Source organism: Streptomyces sp. NBC_00443 (genome assembly GCF_036014175.1).
Classification (GTDB): Bacteria; Actinomycetota; Actinomycetes; order Streptomycetales; family Streptomycetaceae; genus Streptomyces.
On the sequence record NZ_CP107917.1, the window covers coordinates 9,008,285 to 9,028,526 of the forward strand.

At 71.3% G+C, this 20,242-nt stretch carries 19 protein-coding genes and 1 pseudogene; 12 read left to right on the forward strand and 8 right to left on the reverse strand.

The window, feature by feature from the left end; genetic code table 11:
- Positions 1-126 precede the first annotated feature (126 nt).
- On the forward strand, positions 127-765 hold the full coding sequence (locus OHO27_RS41025; RefSeq protein WP_328429985.1) for a class I SAM-dependent methyltransferase: 639 nt from the start codon (positions 127-129) through the stop codon (positions 763-765).
- Positions 766-920: 155 nt separating this feature from the next.
- Here the strand turns inward: OHO27_RS41025 and OHO27_RS41030 are convergent, their stop codons facing one another.
- Both OHO27_RS41030 and OHO27_RS41035 read right to left on the reverse strand, forming a co-directional pair.
- The gene (locus OHO27_RS41030) at positions 921-2,459 is read right to left on the reverse strand and encodes a glycerol-3-phosphate dehydrogenase/oxidase (RefSeq protein WP_328430709.1); all 1,539 of its coding nucleotides are present in this window, start codon (positions 2,457-2,459) and stop codon (positions 921-923) included.
- A 31-nt stretch (positions 2,460-2,490) separates the two neighbouring features.
- On the reverse strand, positions 2,491-3,093 hold the full coding sequence (locus tag OHO27_RS41035; RefSeq protein ID WP_328429986.1) for a TetR/AcrR family transcriptional regulator: 603 nt from the start codon (positions 3,091-3,093) through the stop codon (positions 2,491-2,493).
- Positions 3,094-3,167: 74 nt separating this feature from the next.
- Here OHO27_RS41035 and OHO27_RS41040 point away from each other — a divergent pair, with 74 nt between their 5' ends.
- Together OHO27_RS41040 and OHO27_RS41045 are read left to right on the forward strand one after the other, a co-directional pair.
- Positions 3,168-4,766 carry an FAD-binding oxidoreductase gene (locus OHO27_RS41040; RefSeq protein WP_328429987.1) on the forward strand — a complete coding sequence of 533 codons (1,599 nt, stop codon included), beginning with the start codon at positions 3,168-3,170 and terminating at the stop codon, positions 4,764-4,766.
- Positions 4,767-4,930: 164 nt separating this feature from the next.
- A complete protein-coding gene (locus tag OHO27_RS41045; protein ID WP_328429988.1) occupies positions 4,931-5,812 on the forward strand; it encodes a YegS/Rv2252/BmrU family lipid kinase in 882 nt (293 codons plus the stop codon).
- 268 nt (positions 5,813-6,080) lie between these two features.
- Here the strand turns inward: OHO27_RS41045 and OHO27_RS41050 are convergent, their stop codons facing one another.
- Positions 6,081-6,443 carry a helix-turn-helix transcriptional regulator gene (locus OHO27_RS41050; RefSeq protein ID WP_328429989.1) on the reverse strand — a complete coding sequence of 121 codons (363 nt, stop codon included), beginning with the start codon at positions 6,441-6,443 and terminating at the stop codon, positions 6,081-6,083.
- 130 nt (positions 6,444-6,573) lie between these two features.
- On the opposite strand from OHO27_RS41050, the gene OHO27_RS41055 reads away from it, so the two are divergent.
- The 3 genes from OHO27_RS41055 (at position 6,574) to OHO27_RS41065 (ending at position 10,064) form a co-directional block, all read left to right on the forward strand.
- On the forward strand, positions 6,574-7,335 hold the full coding sequence (locus OHO27_RS41055) for an ANTAR domain-containing protein (protein ID WP_328429990.1): 762 nt from the start codon (positions 6,574-6,576) through the stop codon (positions 7,333-7,335).
- Positions 7,336-7,394: 59 nt separating this feature from the next.
- Positions 7,395-7,847 carry a flavodoxin family protein gene (locus tag OHO27_RS41060; RefSeq protein WP_328429991.1) on the forward strand — a complete coding sequence of 151 codons (453 nt, stop codon included), beginning with the start codon at positions 7,395-7,397 and terminating at the stop codon, positions 7,845-7,847.
- A 231-nt stretch (positions 7,848-8,078) separates the two neighbouring features.
- Positions 8,079-10,064, forward strand: coding sequence for a DUF1996 domain-containing protein (locus tag OHO27_RS41065; RefSeq protein ID WP_328429992.1), 1,986 nt, complete (start codon positions 8,079-8,081; stop codon positions 10,062-10,064).
- Between the two features lie 137 nt (positions 10,065-10,201).
- Here the strand turns inward: OHO27_RS41065 and OHO27_RS41070 are convergent, their stop codons facing one another.
- Positions 10,202-10,963 (reverse strand): YqjF family protein, encoded by a 762-nt coding sequence (locus tag OHO27_RS41070; protein ID WP_328429993.1) that lies wholly within the window; start codon positions 10,961-10,963, stop codon positions 10,202-10,204.
- Positions 10,964-11,034: 71 nt separating this feature from the next.
- Complete coding sequence (locus OHO27_RS41075; RefSeq protein WP_328429994.1) at positions 11,035-11,703, reverse strand: TetR/AcrR family transcriptional regulator; 669 nt, start codon at positions 11,701-11,703, stop codon at positions 11,035-11,037.
- 56 nt (positions 11,704-11,759) lie between these two features.
- Between OHO27_RS41075 and OHO27_RS41080 the strand changes: the two genes are divergently transcribed.
- Together OHO27_RS41080 and OHO27_RS41085 are read left to right on the forward strand one after the other, a co-directional pair.
- Entirely contained in the window at positions 11,760-12,446 is a 687-nt protein-coding gene (locus OHO27_RS41080; RefSeq protein WP_328429995.1) for a class II aldolase/adducin family protein, read from the forward strand.
- A complete protein-coding gene (locus tag OHO27_RS41085; protein WP_328429996.1) occupies positions 12,443-13,372 on the forward strand; it encodes a carbohydrate kinase family protein in 930 nt (309 codons plus the stop codon). Before OHO27_RS41080 ends, OHO27_RS41085 begins: the two co-directional genes overlap by 4 nt.
- A 31-nt stretch (positions 13,373-13,403) precedes the next feature.
- On the opposite strand, the gene OHO27_RS41090 is transcribed toward OHO27_RS41085, so the two are convergent.
- Positions 13,404-14,141: a DUF4232 domain-containing protein gene (locus OHO27_RS41090; RefSeq protein ID WP_328429997.1), complete on the reverse strand. Its 738-nt coding sequence runs from the start codon at positions 14,139-14,141 to the stop codon at positions 13,404-13,406.
- 214 nt (positions 14,142-14,355) lie between these two features.
- Here OHO27_RS41090 and OHO27_RS43310 point away from each other — a divergent pair, with 214 nt between their 5' ends.
- The 3 genes from OHO27_RS43310 (at position 14,356) to OHO27_RS41100 (ending at position 16,284) form a co-directional block, all read left to right on the forward strand.
- On the forward strand, positions 14,356-14,628 hold the full coding sequence (locus OHO27_RS43310; RefSeq protein ID WP_443059670.1) for a helix-turn-helix domain-containing protein: 273 nt from the start codon (positions 14,356-14,358) through the stop codon (positions 14,626-14,628).
- 137 nt (positions 14,629-14,765) lie between these two features.
- On the forward strand, positions 14,766-15,761 hold the full coding sequence (locus OHO27_RS41095) for a transcriptional regulator (RefSeq protein ID WP_443059671.1): 996 nt from the start codon (positions 14,766-14,768) through the stop codon (positions 15,759-15,761).
- Between the two features lie 43 nt (positions 15,762-15,804).
- The gene (locus OHO27_RS41100) at positions 15,805-16,284 is read left to right on the forward strand and encodes an HIT family protein (RefSeq protein WP_328430710.1); all 480 of its coding nucleotides are present in this window, start codon (positions 15,805-15,807) and stop codon (positions 16,282-16,284) included.
- A 377-nt stretch (positions 16,285-16,661) separates the two neighbouring features.
- On the opposite strand, the gene OHO27_RS41105 is transcribed toward OHO27_RS41100, so the two are convergent.
- Both OHO27_RS41105 and abc-f read right to left on the reverse strand, forming a co-directional pair.
- Positions 16,662-17,678, reverse strand: coding sequence for a hypothetical protein (locus tag OHO27_RS41105; RefSeq protein WP_328429998.1), 1,017 nt, complete (start codon positions 17,676-17,678; stop codon positions 16,662-16,664).
- Between the two features lie 230 nt (positions 17,679-17,908).
- A complete protein-coding gene (gene abc-f, locus OHO27_RS41110; RefSeq protein ID WP_328429999.1) occupies positions 17,909-19,555 on the reverse strand; it encodes a ribosomal protection-like ABC-F family protein in 1,647 nt (548 codons plus the stop codon).
- Between the two features lie 180 nt (positions 19,556-19,735).
- Here abc-f and OHO27_RS43315 point away from each other — a divergent pair.
- Positions 19,736-20,161 (forward strand): annotated as a pseudogene (locus OHO27_RS43315) (GrpB family protein); the annotation flags it as partial.
- Between the last annotated feature and the right edge of the window lie 81 nt (positions 20,162-20,242).

Below are 20,242 nucleotides of genomic sequence, written 5' to 3' on the forward strand. Positions count from 1 at the left end.
CGCTTTGCTGAACCGGCAACACCGTTTGTCTCCCGTCAAGGCCTCCCGCAGGCTTCATCAGCGTGGACGCGGAAGCCCTCGCGCTGCCCGTGTCCCGCCACGACATCTGTGCAAACGGGAGGCGTCATGACCGAGACATCCGCAATGAAGGCAGCCGAGTTCTGGGAGGCCCGCTATCGCGACCGCGACGGGCGTCTGTGGAGCGGCCGCCCCAACGCCCTGCTCGTGCGTGAAGCCGCCGGCCTCGCGCCGGGAAGCGCGCTCGACCTCGGTTGCGGCGAAGGGGGCGACGCGGTGTGGCTCGCCTCGCGCGGCTGGCGGGTCACCGGCGTCGACATCGCGCACACGGCTCTGGAACGTGCCGCCCTGCACGCAGCCGAGGCAGGCGTGAGCGACCTTACGACCTGGGAACGGCACGTACTCGGAGAGACGTTCCCCGAAGGTTCCTTCGACCTGGTGAACGCGCAGTTCCTGCAGTCACCGGTCGCCCTGGACCAGCAGCGGGTTCTGCGCCAGGCCGCAGCGGCGGTCGCGGCGGGCGGCACCTTGCTGATCGTCATGCACGCCGGCTGGCCGTCCTGGCAGACCGAGCCACCCTTCGATGCGGAGTTCCCCACCCTGCGGGGCGTCCTCGACGAACTCGCCCTGCCGGAGGCCGACTGGAGCGTGGAGACGCTGGACACGGTACGCAAGCCGAGCGAGTCACCCGAGGGGCTGGAAGGCTACCGGGACGACCACGTGTGGCGGCTTCGGCGCACCGCCTGACGTACGGCGCCCTCAGGCACCGTACTCCGGGCCCTGTGCCAGGCTCTGCCGCGCCCGATCCAGCACCGGCTCGCCGAACACCCAGCCGTCGGCCGTGGTGACCGAGTCGCCGGTGCCGAGGACGGCACGGGGCCGGTGCGGTTCATCGGCCGGAGTCAGACTGACACGTCGGACCAGACCTGGCGTACGGCCTCCAGCGCCGCCGCGCGATCGGCCGGCACCAGGCCGATTCGGGTGCGCCGGTCGAGCAGGTCGGCCTCGTCCAGGGCGCCTTCGTGGCGTACGGCCCACAGCAGTTCGGCGTTGGTGACGGGATGCCCCGGCAGCACGGGTTCGGCCAGGCGGGGATCCTGGGCGGCGAGTGCGTGGATGGCGGGTGCCTCGGTGCCGTAGCGCTGGATGAGGCGGTGTGGCGCCTGGAGGGAGCCGAGGGTGGCGGGAGATGCGGCGCCGACGAGGGGCAGGGTGGCCGTGGGGGAGGGGCCGGCGGTGAGCCGGCGCGCGGTGACGGCCGCGTCGACGGCGTCCTGGGCCATGCGCCGGTAGGTGGTGAGCTTGCCGCCGACCACGGTGATCACGCCGTCCGGCGAGGTGACCACTGCGTGCCGACGGGAGATGTCGGCGGTCCGCGGAGCCGAGCCGGAGCGTGTCGTCGGGGTGGTGTCGAGCAGAGGGCGAAGACCCGCGAACGCGCCCACGACGTCGTCGCGTTGGACGGGGAGGTCCAGGACGGAGCCGAGGACGTCGAGGAGGAAGCCGATGTCCGTCTCGGGCACTTCGGGAACGTCGGGGATGTCGCCCTCGACGGGCTCGTCGGTGAGCCCGACATAGACGCGGCCGTCGCCCTGGGGCAGGACGAGGACGAAACGGTTGGTCTCGCCGGGGACCGGGACGTGCAGCCCTGCGGGCAGGGCACCGAGGCGGTCGGAGCGCAGGACGAGGTGGGTGCCGCGTGAGGGGCGGATCCGGATGCCCTCGACCAGGTCGCCCGCCCAGACGCCGGACGCGTTGATCACGGCCCGGGCCCTGATCTCGCCTTCCTCGCCCGTGAGTTCGTCACGTATGCGGGCGCCGGACGCGGTGAGTTCCAGAGCCCTGACCCGGGTCAGGATGCGTGCTTCGCGTGCGGCGGCGGTGCGGGCGATCGCGGTCACCAGGCGGGCGTCGTCGGTGAGCCGGCCGTCCCAGGACAGCAAGCCGCCGCGCAGGCCCTGGGTGCGCAGGGCGGGGGCGAGGTGCCGGGTCTCCACCACGGAGAGCCGCCGTGGGGCGGGCAGGGTGGCGCGAGCCGTGCGTGCCGCCAGGCGAAGAGTGTCACCGGCGCGGAATCCGGCCCAGGCCAGGGCGGACTGGCCCCGGGAGACCAGGGGTGTCAGGGGAAGCACGAAGGGCTGGGCCCGCACCAGATGCGGTGCCGTGCGCTCCATCAACACGCCGCGCTCGACGGCGCTTTCGTGGGCCACGTCGAGCTGGGCCGAGGCGAGATAGCGCAGCCCGCCGTGGATGAGCTTGCTGCTGAAGCGCGAGGTGCCGAAGGCCAGGTCGTGCGCGTCGACGGCGACCACCGACAGACCGCGGGCCGCGGCGTCCAGGGCGACCCCGGCACCCGTCGCGCCCAGCCCGACGACCAGGACGTCCACGGCCGGACCGCCGACGGCCTCGGCCAGTTCGTGCGAGCGCCGGGCGGCGGACAGGGACGATCCGGGAACCGGGGAGTGGCGGGGCTCATGGCGTGAGGGTCCTTTCCAGGATGCTGCGCAGCTCCGCCAGGAAGGCCTCACTGCTCAGGTCGGCGTCGTCCTCGTCGGTCATGGTCCGCAAGGACAGGGTGAAGGACTGGACGATCAGCAGCAGGGCCCGTGCCTGCCGTTCGACATGGCCGGCGCGTACCGACCCGTCGGCGTGGCCTTCGCGCAGGCCGTCGGCCAGCAGGGCGAGAAGGGCCTGCTGGCTCGCGCCGCGGCGGTCGAGGACGTAGGGGAGCAGCAGTTCCGGATCGACGTCGACGATCTTCCGGAAGAGCGGATGGGCGCGGAAGGCCCCCACTCCGGTCACCAGCCCGTCGACGATCAGACCGCGCGCGCTCGTACCACCGGGCTGCCGTTCGGGCATGGCTGCCGTGGCCACCGCGACCCACTCCCGGGTCATGAGGTCGCCCACCAGGGAGCGCACATCGGGCCACCGTCTGTACAGCGTCATCCGGGAGACACCCGCGCGGCGGGCCACGTCGGTCAGCGTCGTACGGCGGACTCCGACGGCCAGGACGCAGTCGCGTACCGCGTCGAGCACCGCGTCGCTGTCCGAGTGGTTGTGACGAATAGGCGTCATGTGTCACAGTGTAACGCCTGCGGGGCCGTCCGGGACACGGCATCGCTCGAATCGACCGGTGAGGACAACAGCCAATGGACATGCTGTGGAGTGGCTGGGGCGACCCGGCCAAGGCGGCGCCGCTGCCCGAGACCGTGACCGGGCTGCTGCGCGACTGGCTCGGCGTCAAGCCGCGCACCGCCGAGCCGGTCGCCCTGGCGGACATCGCCGTACCCGAGCCGGGACTCGAACCCGTCGCACTCCAGGCCCTGTCCGCCGCGGTCGGCGGCGAAGAGCACGTCCGCACCGACGCGGAGAGCCGCATCCGGCACACGCGCGGCAAGTCCACCCCCGATCTGATCCGGATGCGTGAGGGCGAGGTCGACGACATCCCCGCGGCCGTCGTACTCCCCGCCGGCCACGACGACGTGCTCGCGGCCTTGCGCGCCTGCGCCGAACACGGCCTGGCCGTCGTCCCGTTCGGCGGTGGTACGTCCGTCGTCGGCGGCCTGGCCCCCGCCCGCCGCGGCCCCTTCGTCGCCCTGGACCTGCGCCGCATGGACCAGTTGCTCGCCCTCGACCCGGTCTCCCGCACCGCCACCCTGCAGCCCGGACTGCGCGCGCCGCACGCCGAGGCGCTGCTGGCCGAACACGGCTTCACGCTCGGCCACTTCCCCCAGTCCTTCGAGTGGGCCACCATCGGCGGCTTCGCAGCCGCCCGCTCCAGCGGCCAGGCGTCCGCCGGCTACGGCCGCTTCGACGAGATGGTCCTGGGCCTGACCGTCGCCACCCCCGAGGGCACCCTCGACACGGGCCGCGCGCCCCGCTCGGCGGCCGGCCCCGACCTGCGGCAGCTCGTGCTCGGCTCGGAGGGCGCGTTCGGCGTCATCACGTCCGTCACCCTGCGGATCCGTCCCGTACCCGCCACCCGCGTGTACGAGGGCTGGCGCTTCGACTCCTTCGAGGCGGGCGCCGCCGCGCTGCGCCGCCTCGCCCAGGACGGCCCGCGCCCGACGGTCCTGCGGCTGTCCGACGAGACCGAGACGCTGATCGGCCTCGCCCAGCCCGACGCCATAGGTGCCGCCGTCGACGGGCAGCAGTCCCAGGGATGCACGGCGATCGCCGGCTACGAAGGCACCGGCGAGGACACGACGTACTGCAGGGAGCGTGCGTCGGCCGTCCTCCGGGACTGCGGCGGAACCCCGCTGGGTGAGGAACCCGGACAGCGCTGGATGCACGGCCGTTACTCGGCGCCGTATCTGCGGGACTCCCTGCTGGACGCCGGCGCGTTCGTCGAGACACTGGAGACGGCGACCTTCTGGTCCCGCGTGCCCGAGCTGTACGCCTCCGTCCGCGACGCCCTGTCCACCACGCTCACCGAGGCCGGCACTCCACCCCTGGTCATGTGCCACATCTCCCACGTCTACGAGAACGGCGCCTCGCTGTACTTCACCGTCGTCTCGGCGCAGGGCGACGAGCCGGTGGTGCACTGGGAGAAGGCCAAGCACGCCGCCAACGAAGCGATCCTCGCCGCGGGCGGCACCATCAGCCACCACCACGGCGTGGGCATCGACCACCGCGACTGGTACGTCCGCGAGGCGGGGCCCCTCGGTATCGAGGCGCTCCAGGCGGTGAAGCGCCGACTGGACCCGCAGGGCCTGCTCAACCCCGGGGTCCTCCTCCCCCTCGACTGACCCCGTCCGCACCACGTCATCCCCCGGGCCCCCGGGCCCCGGGCCCCCGGGCCCCCGGGCCCCCGGGCCCCCGGGCCCCCGCGGGTCCCGGGTCCCCCGCTCATCCACCACCTCCTCCGCCCGCCTCCGGCAGCACCCTCCCGTCGGCCCGAAAGGCACCCCCGATGCGACAGTTCACCGCCATCGTCAACCCCACGGCGGGCGGATCCGCCTCAGCTGCCGCACTGCTGAGCGTGGCCAGGCCGCTGCGGGAGGCCGGGGCCGACCTGGAAACCGAGTACAGCCGCAGCCTGGCCCACGCGCAGGAACTGGCCCGTGACGCCGGGGAGCGGGGCCGGGTCGTGCTCGCCGTCGGCGGCGACGGTATCGCCGGCGGTGTCGGCGGGGCCCTCAGCGGCACCGACGCCCTGCTCGGCCTGGTCCCCGCCGGCCGCGGCAACGACTTCGCCCGGGCGCTGAACCTGCCCACCGAGCCCGCCGCCCTCGCCGAGGTACTGCTCCACCACGAACCCCGGCAGGTCGACACCATCGAGGTTGAGTCGGCCGTACACGACCGTACGGTGGTGCTCGGCAGCGTGTACGCCGGCGTCGACGCCCTGGCCAACCGCCACGCCAACGAGGCCACACTGCTGCGCGGCTCGGCCTCCTACTACGCGGGCGGCCTGCGCGCCGTCACCACCTGGCGCCCCGCGCGCTACCGCGTCACCGTCGACGGCCAGGAACATCTGCACACCGGCTACACGGTCGTGGCCGCCAATTCCGGCTACTACGGATCCGGCCGCCTGATCGCCCCCGACGCCCGCGTGGACGACGGTCTGCTGGACGTCGTGATGATCCGCGAGGCGCCGCGCCGGCTGTTCTTCGCCCTGATGAACGAGCTCAAGACCGGCGCCCACGTTCATCGCCCCCAGGTGCAGATCCTGCGGGGCAGGGAGATCCGTATCGCGGCCGACCGCGAGGTGCCCTACGGCGCGGACGGCGAGGTGGAGGCCACCCTGCCGGTCACGGTCAGGGTTCTGCCGGGAGCACTGCGCGTCCTGTGCTGAGGCCGGGCCCCGGGTGTTTCCCGGGCGGCCGAGTCGGACGACCGGCCGCCCGCCGTGACCGAGTCATGTCGTCCGTGCGTGGCATGCGCTACCCGCAGGTCATACGCCCCTCGCGGGGCACGCGCCGCTGGCAGACAATGCGCTTTCCGCGGGACACGCGCCGTCAGCAGACAAAATGTGCTTTCCGCGGAGCACGCGCCGTCATCCGCTGCCCAGCCCTCCGCGGGGCGGGCACCGCCCGTAAGGCAATTGCCCCACGCACCACAGGTCATCCGCCGTCCACGGGCATCCGCGGGCGCGCCGTGAGCTGCTCCGGGGCGGGGGTGTGGCCGGCCTCGGCCTGGATGAGCAGCGAGAGCAGTTCGGCCACCGGCAGTCCGGCCTCGGCGGGGTGCCGCAGCACCTTGTCAGCCTCGACCCGGTAGGTGTTGGAGCGCCCCTCGCGGGTGTGGGACAGATAGCCGTCCTGCTCCAGGTCGGCAATGATCTTCTGCACAGCGCGCTCGGTGAGTCGGCAGTGCGCGGCAATGTTCCGGATCCGCACGTTCGGGTTGTCGGCGATGGCCGCGAGGACGCGGGCATGGTTCGTCAGAAACGTCCATCCGGTGTGCGGCTCAGGGACTCCATCCATGCCCCAAGAGTAGGGCTGGTTGTTCACGAATACAAATACACGCACTCAATTTCATGTATCTGTTGACGTGTTCCATGGTTCGGGTTCACTCTTGTAGCGAGACGGGGGAGTACCTGAGAGAGAGGCGGTCATGCCCGAGCTCGCGTCCTCTGCGCAGCCCTCTGACTGGGGCGCTGCCGACTTTGCGAAGTACGACGGCGAACCGGCGGCGACTTCGTCGTGGCCGCTGGTCACCACCGTCCGCGCGGACGGTGACAGGGCCATGGTGAAGGTCTCCGGAGAGCTCGACCTCGACAGCAGCGAGCGACTCCAGAGCGTCCTGCGCGAAGCCCTGAACCGCTCGGTCCGCGGCATCGACCTGCATCTGGAGGGCGTCACCTTCTGCGACTGCTCCATCCTCAACACGCTGCTCAACATGCGCCGCCTAGCCCTGGAGCAGGGCAAGACGGTCGCGATCCACACAACCAGTAGGACAGTCGACCGCCTGCTCTCCCTGACCGGCACGCACTCGCTGTTCGGCCGGCTCGACGCGGATGGGTACGCGGACGGGCACCCGGTCGGGCATGCCGCGGTCGATGGGCACGCCCAGGACCCGGAGGCGCCCGAGGGTGCCCATCACGATCTGCGGATAGAGGTCGCCCAACTGCGCCGGGCGATGCAGACCCGGCCCACCATCGACCTGGCCCGCGGAATCCTGATGGCCTCGTTCAGCCTGAGTTCCGAGGAGGCCTGGACGGTACTGGTCACGGCTTCCCAGAACACCAACACCAAACTGCATTCCTTGGCCGGTGACCTCGTCACCGCGGTCAAGGGCGATGCGCTGTCCGAAGAGGTGCAGGAACATCTGTCGGCCGCGGTCGCCAGGGTCAACGCCGTCATCCCCGAGCGCTGAGGGCAACACTCCGCACGTCGGGGTTGCGCCGCGAACGGGCACCCCGGCAGGGTTCGGATGTGCCCACCTTGCTGATCGTGCATCACACACCCTCGCCCAACTGCCAGGCCATGCTCGAAGCCCTCATCTCCGGTGCCACGGCGCCGGAGATCGAGAACGTCGAGGTCGTGCGCCGGCCGGCACTGTCGGCCACGGCCTCCGACGTGCTGGCCGCCGACGGCTACCTCCTCGCCACCCCCGCGAACCTCGGCTACATCTCCGGAGCCCTCAAGCATTTCTTCGACCAGGTCTACTACCCCTGCCTGGACGCGACCCAGGGGCGGCCCTTCGGCTACTACGTGCACGGCGGCAGCGACGTCACCGGGGCGGTACGGGCGATCGACTCGATCACGACGGGCCTGGGCTGGCGCCGGGCGGCGAATCCGGTGACCGTCACGGGCGAGCCCACCAAGGCGGACACCGAGGCCTGCTGGGAGCTCGGGGCCACGCTCGCCGCCGGACTGATGGGCTGACCTGGACGGCAGTGTCTCCCAACACCCCACACTGACCAGGGTGTTTACCTGCGTTGTGAGAAACTTCTGTGAATCCGTGAGTCGTTTGAACACAACGCGGCCCGTCTCCGTATTGGACCGGGGGATTTTCATGCCCTGACCGATCACGAGGCGTAGGAGTACTTCCTTGGGACGCAGCACGCGAAGACGCCCCACGGGCGCACGGCGCGCGACTTTGCAGCGGTCGCGCTGATGTTGGGCGGCGGCGGCCTGGTCGCGGCCAACGTCTATGCCTCGGCCACCGAGGACGGCGGAGCGGATCCCGCCCGGACGCTCTCCACCCCGGCCGGCACGATCGACTGCCCGGATGTCGGCAGCGAACTGACGGACGTGCCGGACGGAGCGCGGGAGGACGTCGCGAAGGAACTCGCGCTCCTCGACCAGCAGATAGCCGAGGCCTACCAGCGGCTGCAGGAGTCGGCTCAGGCCATCCAGCAGGACGCGGGCTTCGCCGACAGCGCGATCATGAATCCGCTCAAGGACAAGCGGGCCGCGACGATCGAGCGGATCGCCGTCGCCGTCGACCGCGTGGGAGACCGGCCCGAAGGCCTGGACTCCCTCGCCGCCTGCACCCTGCGCGCCGCCGACAACGGCACCGGTGAGGACGGCAACGGCGGCGACCAGGAGCAGGGCGGCGACAACCAGGACGGCGCGGACCAGGGCAACGAGCAGCCCGGGAACGGCGACCAGGCGGGCAACGGTGGCCAGGCGGGCAACGGCCCGGTCGCCGCGGACTACGTGGACATCAAGTCCGTTCAGCCCAACGTGTCCGGCCCGGCCCAGCAGAAGGGAGCCTCCCGGGGCACCTTCGCCACCAGCTGCGGCGTCAACGAGAATGGCCTGTTCAACTCCGACAACGTCATCGTGGCCCCCGGCGTCTCCAACGGCGCCCACCACTTCCACGACTACATCGGCAACCAGTCCAACGACGCCTTCGCGAGCGACGAGGACCTGGCGAACGCCGAGACGAGCTGTGTCGACCAGGGCGACAAGTCCACGTACTACTGGCCCGTGATCCGGCTCCAGAACGGCAGCCAGGAACAGGACGCCAACTCGCCCGGCGGTGGCATCGAGGGCAACGCCGGCGAGATCGTCACTCCCAAGGCAGTGACGCTGGACTTCGTGGGCAACCCCCGCAGCAAGGTCGCCGAGATGCCGCGCCTGCTGCGCATCATCACCGGTGATGCCAAGGCCTTCGTCAACGGCACCGCCAACGCCAACGCCTCCTGGAGCTGCACCGGGTTCGAGGACCGTCAGCTGAAGGACAAGTACCCGCTGTGCCCGCAGGGCAGTGACGTGGTGCGCACGTTCAAGTTCCAGAGCTGCTGGGACGGACAGAACATCGACAGCGCCAACCACCGCACCCACGTGGCGTTCGCGGCGGCCGACGGCAGCTGCGCGAACGGGTTCAAGGCCATCCCGCAGCTGGTGCAGCGGATCGTGTACGACGTCGACGCGCCCAGCCTCCAGGACGGCGGGAAGACAACCCCGCTGTTCGCGGTGGACTCCTTCCCCGAGCAGCTGCACAAGCCGGTCACCGACCACGGCGACTTCATCAACGTCTTCAGCGAGGACCTGATGGGCGAGATGGTCGACTGCATCAACGAGGGCCGCGAGTGCGGCGCCGGAGCGGGCGACGGCGGTGAACCGGGCGGCGAGGAGCCGACCGAGGAACCGACGCAGGCTCCCAGCACCCCGCCGGCGGGCGGGAACGACGACCCCGGCAACGACAAGCCGGAGCCCGGCGACGACGGGGACAAGCCGACCGACGCGCCGGCGACCGAGGACCCCGCGACCGACGAGCCCGCCACGCAGGAGCCCGCGACGGAGAAGCCTGCGACGGACGAGCCTGCGACGCAGGAGCCCGCGACCGAACCGGCGGAGGAAGACGGCAAGCCCACGCTGTCGAGCACGGTGGCGCCCAAGGCCGACGGCACTCCCACGGCGAACGAGGCCGAGGGCGGCCAGTCACAGGGCGGCTCGGGAAGCACACCCGCGCAGACCCAGCCCGCCGCGGTCGGCGACGACTCCGGCGGTGGTTCCGGGACGGAGCCGCAAGCGGTCGGGAATGGTGACCTGGCGGAGACGGGCACGTCGCTGTGGCCCGCCGCGGCCGGCGCCGTGCTCCTGATGGGCGGCTTCCTGCTGCTCATGCGCACGAGGCGCCGCGCCGAGTGAAGGTGCGGACAGACACCCCGTAACGGCGTCCGACGCCGATACGTTCCAGGGGCCCGGACCGGTCATCCCGGTCCGGGCCCTCTGGGCTTTGCGGCTCGCAGCTCCGTCCAGGGAGTGCCGCTGCCGTCATCCGCCGATCATGGCGTGGGGATGCCCGCCGGCCGCGCCGGGCGGCCCAGACGGACCGGTACGCCGGGGGAGTACAGGACGCTGACCGGGGCGGTGCTCGGCGCGGACAGCCCTGCCGCGGTGATCAGGTTCTCCTCGCAGGTGACCAGCTCGGCACGGTACAGCGGCCACCGAGGGTGGTGGTTGGGCAGATACGCCACCGGCTCGGGACCGCCGAAGAAGGCGTTGTGCATACCCCAGCGCGCGGTGAGGAAGTGCTCCAGCTCGGTGGGCTCCTCGATGCGCTCACCGGTGCGTACGGTGATCCGGCTGGACGCGCCGCGCGGCCCTGGCCAGCGACGGGAGCTGGTGTACGTGACCGTGTCGCCGACCGAACGCACGGCCATCCGGGACCACAGATACGGCAACCGGAACCCGACCCGCCCCATCACCACCGGAATCAGCCGGGAGGCGTCCATCGACCGGAACACGACGCCGCGGCGCCCGTGTGCGTCCACCGAGTACAGGCGCACGTTGGTCTCGGGAAACGTCCCGAGATACGGCACCCCGGGCAGCCGCAGCCAGCCGACCCGATGCATCCGGAAGGCGACGAGCCCGACGTACGTGACCCCGTCATGCGTGTCCGCGACGGTACCCCTCGGCAGCAGGCCCGCCACGACATCCGGCTCCACGGCCCAGTGGATGAAGGCGAGGTCGAGCCACTGCTGGGTCAGCAGCGGGGTGTGTATGTGGGCGGGGGCATCAGGGGTGACAGGAGACGGTTTCGGCACACAGCCAGGATGTCAGAGTCGCACTCCGACGCCGCAGGCACTGCCGGATCCAGCGCGCCGGACGCCGTCCGTCACCTGCCCGACGGTCCCTCGTAGCGCGCGGCGACACCGGTGAGGTACCCCCGCAGCATGAGCCCGGCTTCGTCGAGAAACCCCGCATCGCCCTCGGGGTCACGACGGAAGGCCTCCTGCGCGAGGGCGTCGGCGGCGAGAACCGCCGCATGGCAGGCCAGGGCGAGCGCCTCGTCGTCCTGGGCGACGCCGAGGGCCAGCAGGATGCGCCGGATCCCGTCCGCCATACGGCGCTTGTGCTCACGGTCCGCTGCCCGGGTCCGCTCGGTGAGGATGCTGCCGAACCACAGGGCCCGGAAGCCGTGCTCGGTGCGATAGATCGCGGCGTACGCGTCGATGAGCACGCCGACGGGATCGTCCCACTGCTCGGCCCCGGCGGCGCCCACGAGGTCGTCCATGGCGCTCTCGAGCCGGGCGAAGTACCCGGCCGCCAGGGCATCGATGATCGCGTCGCGGTCGGGCAGGTACTGGTACAGCGAACCGACCGAGACCTGCGCCTCGGCGGCGACGCGGGTCGTGGTCAGCGCCTGGACGCCCTCCTCGACCAGAACGCGCTCCGCCGCCTGGAGCACGCGGGCCAGCCGGGCCTTGCTGCGCGCCTGCTGAGGAGTGCGGCGCAGCGGGACATGCCAGGCGCCGCCGCCGAGTTGCGGGGCGGGATCGCCCATGTGCGGCCTCGAAACTGAACGTGACATTGTTTCAGGTTTACGTTAGCGTCGCGTACATGACCGACTCAAGCTCAGCGCTGGGTCAGGAGCGCGCCGCCGTGGCCGAGGCGTGCCGGCGCCTGGGGGCGGAGGGGCTGCTCATCGGCACGGCCGGCAACGTCAGTATGCGGATCGAGGACCGTGTCGCGATCACGGCCACGGGCACGGTGCTCGCGGAACTGACGGTCGACCAGGTGACCGTGGTCGATCTCGAAGGAAACATCGTCGCCGGGACCCTGCAACCCACCTCCGAACTGGACCTGCACCTCGGTGTCTACCACCGCTACGGCACCGGCGCGGTCGTCCACACCCACGCCCCGATGGCGACCGCGCTGTCCTGCGTACTCGACGAACTGCCTTGCATCCACTACCAGTTGCTGAGCCTGGGCGGCTCGGTGCGCGTGGCGCCGTACGCGACGTTCGGCACACCGGAGCTCGCCGAGTCCGTCCTGACGGCCCTGGAAGGCCGTAGCGCCGCGCTGATGGCCAGTCATGGCTCGGTCACCCACGCTCCCACGCTGGCCAAGGCGGTCGAGCACGCCCTGCTGCTGGAGTGGGCGTGCGGCGTCTACCAGCACGCGGCCGCCCTCGGAAAGCCCCGCGTCCTCGACGAACACCAGCAACTCGCGGTGATCGAGGCCGCGCTCGCCCGGAACTACGGCACCACCCACCCCGTACCGCCCGCGCAGGAGGGACACCGATGAACGTCGTCACGATGGGCGTGCATGTGCTGGACGTGCTGGTGCGGCCGGTGGGGGCGATCCCCGAGGGCCAGGGTGCGACCCTGGTGGAGGACATCAGGATGACCGCCGCCGGAACAGCCGGCGGCACCGCGCTCACCCTCGCCAAACTCGGCGCGTCCGTGAGCAGTGCCGGGGCGATCGGCTCGGACCCCGCCGGGGACATGCTCGTCCAACTCCTCGGCACGGCGGGCATCGACACGCGCTTCCTCGTCCGCCGCACGGACACCCCCACCTCCGCGAGCGTCCTGCCCATCCGCCCCAACGGCGACCGGCCCTCGCTGCATCTGCTGGGCGCCAACATCACGTACGGCCCCGACGACGTGCCCTGGGACGCGATCGCCGAGGCGAGCCACCTTCATCTCGGCGGCCCCGAGCTGATGGGCGTCGACACCGCCACGCGCGTCCTGTCGTACGCCAAGGAGCACGGTGTGGTCACCTCGGTGGACCTCCTCGCACCCGGCGCGCTCGGGAGCTTCGAGCAGATCCAGTCAGCGCTGCCGTACGTCGACCACCTGCTGCCCAACGAGGACCAGGTCCTGGGCTTCACCGGTGAGGCGGACCTGGTGACGGGGGCGAAGAAGCTCCTCGCGGCCGGAGCAGGCCTGGTCGCGGTCACCCGCGGCGGCGACGGAGCCCTGCTGGTGACTCCCGAGGGCACTGAGAAGGTGCCCGCCTTCGCGATCGACGTCGTGGACACCACCGGCTGCGGCGACGCCTTCTCGGCCGGCTTCGTCCGCGGCATGGGCCTGGGTCGCACGCCCTACGACTCCGCCGTCCTCGGCAGCGCCACGGCGGCCTTGGTGGCCCAGGGGCTCGGCAGCGACCACGGGGACTTCGACCTCGCCGGCGCGGACGCGTTCGCGGCGGCAGGCAGGCCGCGCGGATGACCAGGCAGTGAGGCCGGCTTGTTGACGAGTGTCAGTTGAGGGCCGTCTCCATGTCCGCCTGCCAGTACGTGACGCTCAGGGCGCTGTCGTAGTGGACGCCCTTAGCCGGCAGGGGCGGGGTGGCCGACGGGCCGCCGGAGCTGTTCGGCGTCCTGCCCTGGAAGGCGACCGTGAGCGCGCGGCCGGTGTCGCCGCCCGTGCCGCTGCCGTCGGCCGCGCTGAGCCGGACGCCCGCGTAGCCCGAGGCGCCCGGCTCCAGCGTCGGCACGGCTTGCGGCTTGGTGTCGTCGAACGCCTGCGGCACCCACTGCATCTCGTCGAAGCGGAGCACCGGGTAGTACATCAGGGCGCACGGCTTCGAGCCGGTGTTGGTGACGGTGAGCAGCATGTGGTTCAGCGGGCGGGGGACGGGCCGTGCCGTGGTCCTGGTGTTGGATCCGTTGCAGGTGGCCAGGTCCTGCGGGGCGTTCGAGTCGTCGGTAGTGCCGCTGCCGCTGCCGCTGCCGCTGCCGCTGCCGCTGCCGTTCTGCGCGGGCTGGCCCGTCTGCGAGGACTGGTCCGACTGCTGCCCGGAGCCCGCGCTCTGCCCCGGCTGATCGGACGGCTGGTCGTCCGCAGGCTTTGACGTGTCCGCCATCGCGGACGGTGACGTCGTCTGCGAGGCGCCCTCGTCGCGGGTGCCGGAGCCGTTCTCGCATGCGGTGAGGGCGAGGGCGGCGACGGCGGCGCCGGTGGCGGCGAGAAGGCGGGCGTGGCGGAAGGCGCGCATGGCTGATTCCTTGTCGGTGCAAAGGACTTGAAGGCATCCGCTCGACCGGTTGCCGGGAGCGGCGTGCTTGGATGACCTGAGCTTGTCCGGTGATCCGTCCCGGCCGCCACCTCCGGTTGGCGATCAGGGACACTGGAACGGCTGCAAAGGATCTGACCTGGAGAAACGTCCATTCCCTGGAACGGGGGAACGGGACGCGGGGGATGGAGGAACGGTGTCGGAAGGCACTGCTGCGACCGATTTCGCGGCGTTTCTGAGGCAGTTGAAGGACCGCTCGGGACTCAGCTACGGGGTCCTCGGCAAACGGCTGCACATGAGCACCTCGACGCTGCACCGGTACTGCAACGGGGATGCCGTCCCCACCGACTATGCGCCCGTGGAGCGGCTGGCCCGGCTGTGCAAGGCCTCGCCGGAGGAACTGGTGGAACTGCATCGGCGCTGGGTGCTGGCGGATGCGTTGCGGGGAAGGAAGGGGTGGCGGCGGTGACTCCGGGCCCTGGGGAGGCCGGGGCCGGCCCTGCGGGGGCCAGTGAGGGCCTCGTCGAGACAGACGGGCGTCCTCCTGCGCCGGATACGCCGGATACGCCGGATGTGCCGACCGCCTCCGCTGAAGGGGCGGCCGGCGTGCCCGACCCCGGCCGGACCGGCTCCGAGGCCACGCCCACCCCGGGTCCCGCCCTCGCCGACGTCACCGGTCCCCTCCAGCGCACCCACCCGGCCCGCCCTCGCCGCCGTACCGCACTCCTCGCCGGTGTCGCGGTGGCCGCCGTTCTCGGGGCCGCCGCGCTCGCCATGAACCTGCCGACGGACGGGAGCCAGGGCAACGACGACAGGGAAGGCAGCGTCGGAGCCGCCGCCTCGAAGGACGTCACCGCTCCACCGGCCAAGGCCTCGCCGCAGTCGTCGCCGTCTGGCTCGCGGAGCGCCGAGCCGGGCGGGACGAACTCCCCCTCGCCCTCCGCGAACCCGACGAAGAACGGGCCCAACGGCGGTGCGGACACCGGTGACAAGACCGACGCCACGCCACCGCTGACCGTGAACGTCCGCCCCTACAGCTGGGAACACCCCTGCTACCAGCACTACTTGATCGACCGGCCCGCGACGGATGTCGGCCCGCCCCCGGTCGAACAGGACGCGCCGGCCTGGGTCGGCTCGTACAAGGCGGTGACGGCCGGGGAGCAACTGGTGACGCTGACCGTCCAGGGCACCGGCGAGGAGACGGTGGTGATCGAGAGCCTTGAGGTCCGCGTGGTCAGCAAGGACACGCCGCCGGCCTGGAACGACTATGTGATGGGCGTCGGGTGCGGCGGCAACGTGCCGACACGTCCCTTCACCATCGCCCTCGACGCCGCACGTCCGGACGTCGTGGCCGGGGCCGGGCAGCGCGACTTCTCCTTCAAGGTGAGCGAGTCGGACCCGGAGGTCTTCGAAATCACCGCCGACGCCTCCGCATACGACGTGACCTGGTATCTGGAGCTGACCTGGTCCAGCGGGGGCCGAAAGGGCACGCTGGTCGTCGACGACAACGGCAAGCCGTTCCGGACGAGCGGCAATAACGGTCGACCGGCCTACGAGTTCCCACTTGGCGGCGAGAAGTGGCTGAAGTCGGTGGGGGGATAGGGGAGACCCCACGGTGTCGGGACGGCTTGAATCGGGGTTCGCGGTGACAGGCGATTGGCGGATGGATCGGATCGGGGCTGCTCTCCGCGGCGAGAATCCGACAGTGCTGCGGCGACTCGGGTCAGGGTTCGCGGTGATCGGCGACGTCCAGTTCCTACCGGGCTACTCCGTTCTCCTCATGGATGAACCCGGTGTCCAACGGCTATCCGACTTGCCGAAGGCCGAGCGGCTGGCGTTTCTCTCCGATATGGATCGGCTCGGCGAAGCGGTTGAACTGGCTTGTCGGCGTCTGGACCCCGATTTCCGCCGGATCAATCTGGAGATCCTCGGCAATACGGACCCGTTCCTGCATGCCCATGTGTGGCCACGGTACGAGTGGGAGCCGACCGAATTGGTGGGCAAGCCGGTGTGGCTGTATCCGGCTGATCGATGGAGTGACGAGCGATTCAGACTCGCTCCGCAGCATGACGTGGTGAGGGATGCGATCAGCAGCGAATTGGATCGGTTGCGATCGATGCCCTGACGGTGCGAGTGCCGATTGCGTCGGCAAGAAAGAGGTCCCGCTGCCGCCCCCGGAGGAACGCGCGTTCTGCGCGAAAAGTGGTCGGGGGTGGGAGTCCGGACGGGACCCGGGCGGGGAGTGCGGGAGAAGTACGCGTACTTCCTTGAGAGCGCGCGGACCAAGCTGGCCGCCGCTGCGGTCGAGGAGCCCGGTCTGGACGAGGAGGAGGCCCTTCGGGGGGAGGACGCGGCGGCGGACGTCATCACAGCGGGAGTCGAGCAGCGGACGGGCCCGGACGACGCCGACGATGTCGAGGCCCTGTCCGCGCTCCGGCCCTGCGTGCTGTTCGGCAGCTCGCAGGGCATCAGGTGGCCCTCACCCAATGCCCCGGATCCGCCTCAGACTTCGAGGCGTTCCGTGTGCGCCTCGGTCGGCGGAAACGGGGTCGGGCTCGTCATGCCCGCCGACCAGAATCCACTGGTGCCGGGGATGGGCGTCACGGCATTGAGATACGGCGCCGGCGCCGCGCCGGCCCGGCCCCGATCGAGGGTCCAGGCGCTTCCGTCCCGGCGTAGGTACGTACTGCGACTCTGGTCCTGGAAGTTCCAGCCCGAGATCCACGCGGCCCGACCTTGCGTATCGCCCGCGATTCCGGTCAACGAGCCCGCGACGAACCCCGCTTCCACCCGCGTCCAGGCCGTGCCGTCCCAGTGGCTCAGGGAGGGGTTGCCCGGACGGCCGGGCGGCCCGCCGACGCCCATCTCGGTGCCCACCGCCCATACATCGTCCGGACCGGCCGAGTGGAGGTCGGCGATGCTCAGGCGCAGGCCCGCCACCGGGGGCAGTACGGTCCACGCTCCGTCCCAGCGGGCCACGAGCCCGGACCATCCGCCGCCGTTCGACTGGTCGCCGCTCACCCAGACCTCGCCGGACGAGTGCAGGGCCACCCGGTACAGATTGACGCTCGCCACGGGCAGCGGGTCCAGCCATTGCCAGCGTTGCCCGTCCCCGTGCAGCAGACGGGCGGCGCCGCCTCGGCTGCCGCAGATCCACACCTGCCGGTCCGGGCCGACCGCGACGGCGTTCAGCCGAACGTCCGCCTCGCCTTGGCCCGGGAACGTGGCCTCGCGCCAGGTTGTTCCGTCCCAGCGCAGCAGAGGGCTGCTGCCGGTGCCGACGGGCTGGCCCACACTCCACGCCGCGGTGGCGCAGACACCGGCGACATCGCTCAACCGCGTGTGGTTCAGATGCGCCAGGTCGGTCTTCGTCCACGCGCTGCCGTTCCACAGCATGGCCAGGGCTCGCCCCTGCGACGGCCCGCCGCGGCCCTCCTCGCCCACGGCCCAGGCCAGTTGAGGTCCGACAGCGGCGATACGCCGCAGCTGCGCGGCCGGAGTGCTGCCAGGCGCCGGCACGGCCTGCCAGCCCTGTGTACGGGGCGTAGGTAAGTCGGCCAGGGCCTGACCCGGGCCAAGCGCGACTCCCGACAATGCGCCGATCGCCCCTGCCACAAATCGCCTTCGTCTCACCGCGGTGTACCTCCAGGCCGTAGGGCGCACAGGAGGCACCACCGTGAACCAGCGAACCCCAGAGGTCTAGATACACACATGACAAAGCTCGCGGGGGCGGGGAGGGGAGGGCGCGCTCAGTATCTGCGGCCGCCCCGCAGCGCCAACCGTTCCCCGGCGAACCGCTCGCGGAAGCCGCGGTCGTGCGAGACGGCGACCACCGCTCCCGGGTACGCCGCCAGCGCCGCCTCCAGGTCCTCGATCAGGTCGAGCGCGATGTGGTTCGTCGGTTCGTCGAGTACGAGCAGGTCCGCGGGCCGGGTCACCAGGATCGCGATCTGCAGTCGCCGTTGCTGGCCCGCCGACAGCGCGGCCACCGGGGTGTGCAGGTCATCCTCACGGAACAGGCCGAGGGCCAGGAGCGGTTCGGCGTACTCGTCGGGCAGGCCGGGCCGTCCGGCCGCGAAGGCGGCGAGCAGCGGGAGCCGTGTGGAGCGCGCGGGCAGTTCCTGCGCGAGGTACCCGATCCGCGCGGGGCGGAGTGCCGCGCCCGCATCCGGCTCCAGGTCGCCGGCCAGGACGCGCAGCAGTGTCGTCTTGCCCGCCCCGTTCTCGCCGGTGACGAGCAGTCGCTGCCCCGGCGCGATCGTCAGCGTCCCGTCCAGGCTCAGCCGCTCGCCGACCACCACGTCGTCGAGTGCGGCGAGTGGGTGCTCGACGCAATACCCGCCGCCCGCCGCCGACAGGGCCGCCCTGAACCGCAGCGGTTCCGGGGGCGCCGCGACCGGGTTGCGCCGTAGGTGGGCCAGCCGTTCCCGGGCCGCACGGACCTGCCCGCCGAGCTTGGCCTCGTGCGAGCGGCGGTGCTTGCCGAAACCCTGGCGGGGGTCCTTGCCGGTGCCGGCGAGCCGCTTGCCGGCGGCGTCGACGAGCTCCTCGGTACGGGCCACTTCCTCGACCCAGTCCGCGTACTCCTGCTCCGCGCGGCGACGGGCGGCGGCCTTCGCGGTGCGGTAGCCGGTCCAGCCGTCGCCGTACCGGTGCACGGTGTGCGCATCCCGGTCGACTTCGAGGATCGTGGTGGCGATGCGTTCGAGGAAGCCACGGTCGTGGGTGACCGCGACGACGGTGCCGCGGTGTGCGCGCAGGTGTTCCTCGAGCCAGTGGACGCCCGTCGCGTCGAGGTGGTTCGTCGGCTCGTCCAGGAGCAGCAGCTCGGGCGCGGCGGCCAGTACGCAGGCGAGCGCGAGCCGTGACTGTTCGCCGCCGGAGAGTGAGCCGAGCACGCGGTCACGGGTGATCCCGGCGACCCCGACCCCGTGCATGGCGGCGTCGACGCGGGCGTCCGCCTCGTATCCGCCGCGTTCCTGGTAAGCCGTCAGCAGTTCGCCGTACGTGGCGAGTTCGTCGGGCGATGCCTCGCCGAGGCTCCCCTCCGCCTCGCGCAGGCGGCGCTCCATGTCACGCAGTTCGGCAAGGGCGAGGTCGACCGCGTCCTGCACGGTGCAGTCGGCATCGAGGTCGAGGGTCTGGGTGAGGTGGCCGACGCCACCGGGGAAGCTGACGGTGACCTCCCCGGCGTCCGGCCCCTCGGATCCGGCCAGCAGTCGCAGGAGGGTGGACTTGCCGGAGCCGTTCTCGCCGACGACGGCGGCTTTCTCGCCGGGGCGGACGGTGAAGGTGACCTGGTCGAGGACGGTGCGGGTGCCGTAGGACTTGGTGACGCCGTTGACGGACAGCTGTGCCACGGCAGTGGGGGCAACGGTGTGGGCGCGTTCGCGCATGTGACTTTCCCTGGGTATGCGAAGTGTCTACGGGCAGCAGAAACGGCGGCATCGGCCGTGCCCGGACTCAGAGAAAGAAGAAGAAGCGCATGGGGCCACTATAGCAAGACGATGCGTATCGTCTCAACTCGTGCGGTGGTGGTCGGGCAGTGGCGACACCGGCGCCGATAGCGTGGTGGTGTGGCTGACCTCGACGAACCGATCCACGTCGTCGCTCCTGATCCGGCCTGGGAAGGTCAGGGGCGGGCGCTGGTCCGGGACGTCTCGGCAGCTCTGCGGGGACTGCCCGTGGATGTGGCGCACATCGGATCCACTGCCGTTCCAGGACTTGAGGCCAAGCCGGTCATCGACGTTCAGGTCGGCTGCCCGGCCGGCGGAATCGAGGTTGCGGTCGCCCGCATCGAGCGGCTGGGCTTTGAGTGTCTGGGGGAGGCCGGTGTCCCCGGGCGCCAGTATCTGCGCCGGCGTTCCGGACTGTCGGCCAATGTCCATGTGGTCGAGCGGCAGGGGCGATTGTGGGTCGACAACCTGCTCTTCCGGGACTATCTGATCGCTCATCCGGACGTCATGGCCCGATATGCAGCCGCGAAACGGGAGGCCGCTCGGAGGGCGTCGACTCTGCTGGCGTACTCGGATCTGAAAGCGCAGCTCGTGGCGGAGGTCATGACGGCGGCGCGAGGTGCCGCA

Bases quoted from the DNA above. Each gene is read 5' to 3' on its own strand.
- OHO27_RS41025 (WP_328429985.1), top strand. From the start codon at position 127: ATGACCGAGACATCCGCAATGAAGGCAGCCGAGTTCTGGGAGGCCCGC.
- OHO27_RS41055 (WP_328429990.1), top strand. From the start codon at position 6,574: ATGCCCGAGCTCGCGTCCTCTGCGCAGCCCTCTGACTGGGGCGCTGCC.
- OHO27_RS41085 (WP_328429996.1), top strand. From the start codon at position 12,443: ATGAACGTCGTCACGATGGGCGTGCATGTGCTGGACGTGCTGGTGCGG.
- OHO27_RS41080 (WP_328429995.1), top strand. From the start codon at position 11,760: ATGACCGACTCAAGCTCAGCGCTGGGTCAGGAGCGCGCCGCCGTGGCC.
- OHO27_RS41075 (WP_328429994.1), bottom strand. From the start codon at position 11,703: ATGGGCGATCCCGCCCCGCAACTCGGCGGCGGCGCCTGGCATGTCCCG.
- OHO27_RS41035 (WP_328429986.1), bottom strand. From the start codon at position 3,093: ATGACGCCTATTCGTCACAACCACTCGGACAGCGACGCGGTGCTCGAC.
- OHO27_RS41045 (WP_328429988.1), top strand. From the start codon at position 4,931: ATGCGACAGTTCACCGCCATCGTCAACCCCACGGCGGGCGGATCCGCC.
- abc-f (WP_328429999.1), bottom strand. From the start codon at position 19,555: ATGCGCGAACGCGCCCACACCGTTGCCCCCACTGCCGTGGCACAGCTG.
- OHO27_RS41050 (WP_328429989.1), bottom strand. From the start codon at position 6,443: ATGGATGGAGTCCCTGAGCCGCACACCGGATGGACGTTTCTGACGAAC.
- OHO27_RS41090 (WP_328429997.1), bottom strand. From the start codon at position 14,141: ATGCGCGCCTTCCGCCACGCCCGCCTTCTCGCCGCCACCGGCGCCGCC.
- OHO27_RS41040 (WP_328429987.1), top strand. From the start codon at position 3,168: ATGGACATGCTGTGGAGTGGCTGGGGCGACCCGGCCAAGGCGGCGCCG.
- OHO27_RS41065 (WP_328429992.1), top strand. From the start codon at position 8,079: ATGTTGGGCGGCGGCGGCCTGGTCGCGGCCAACGTCTATGCCTCGGCC.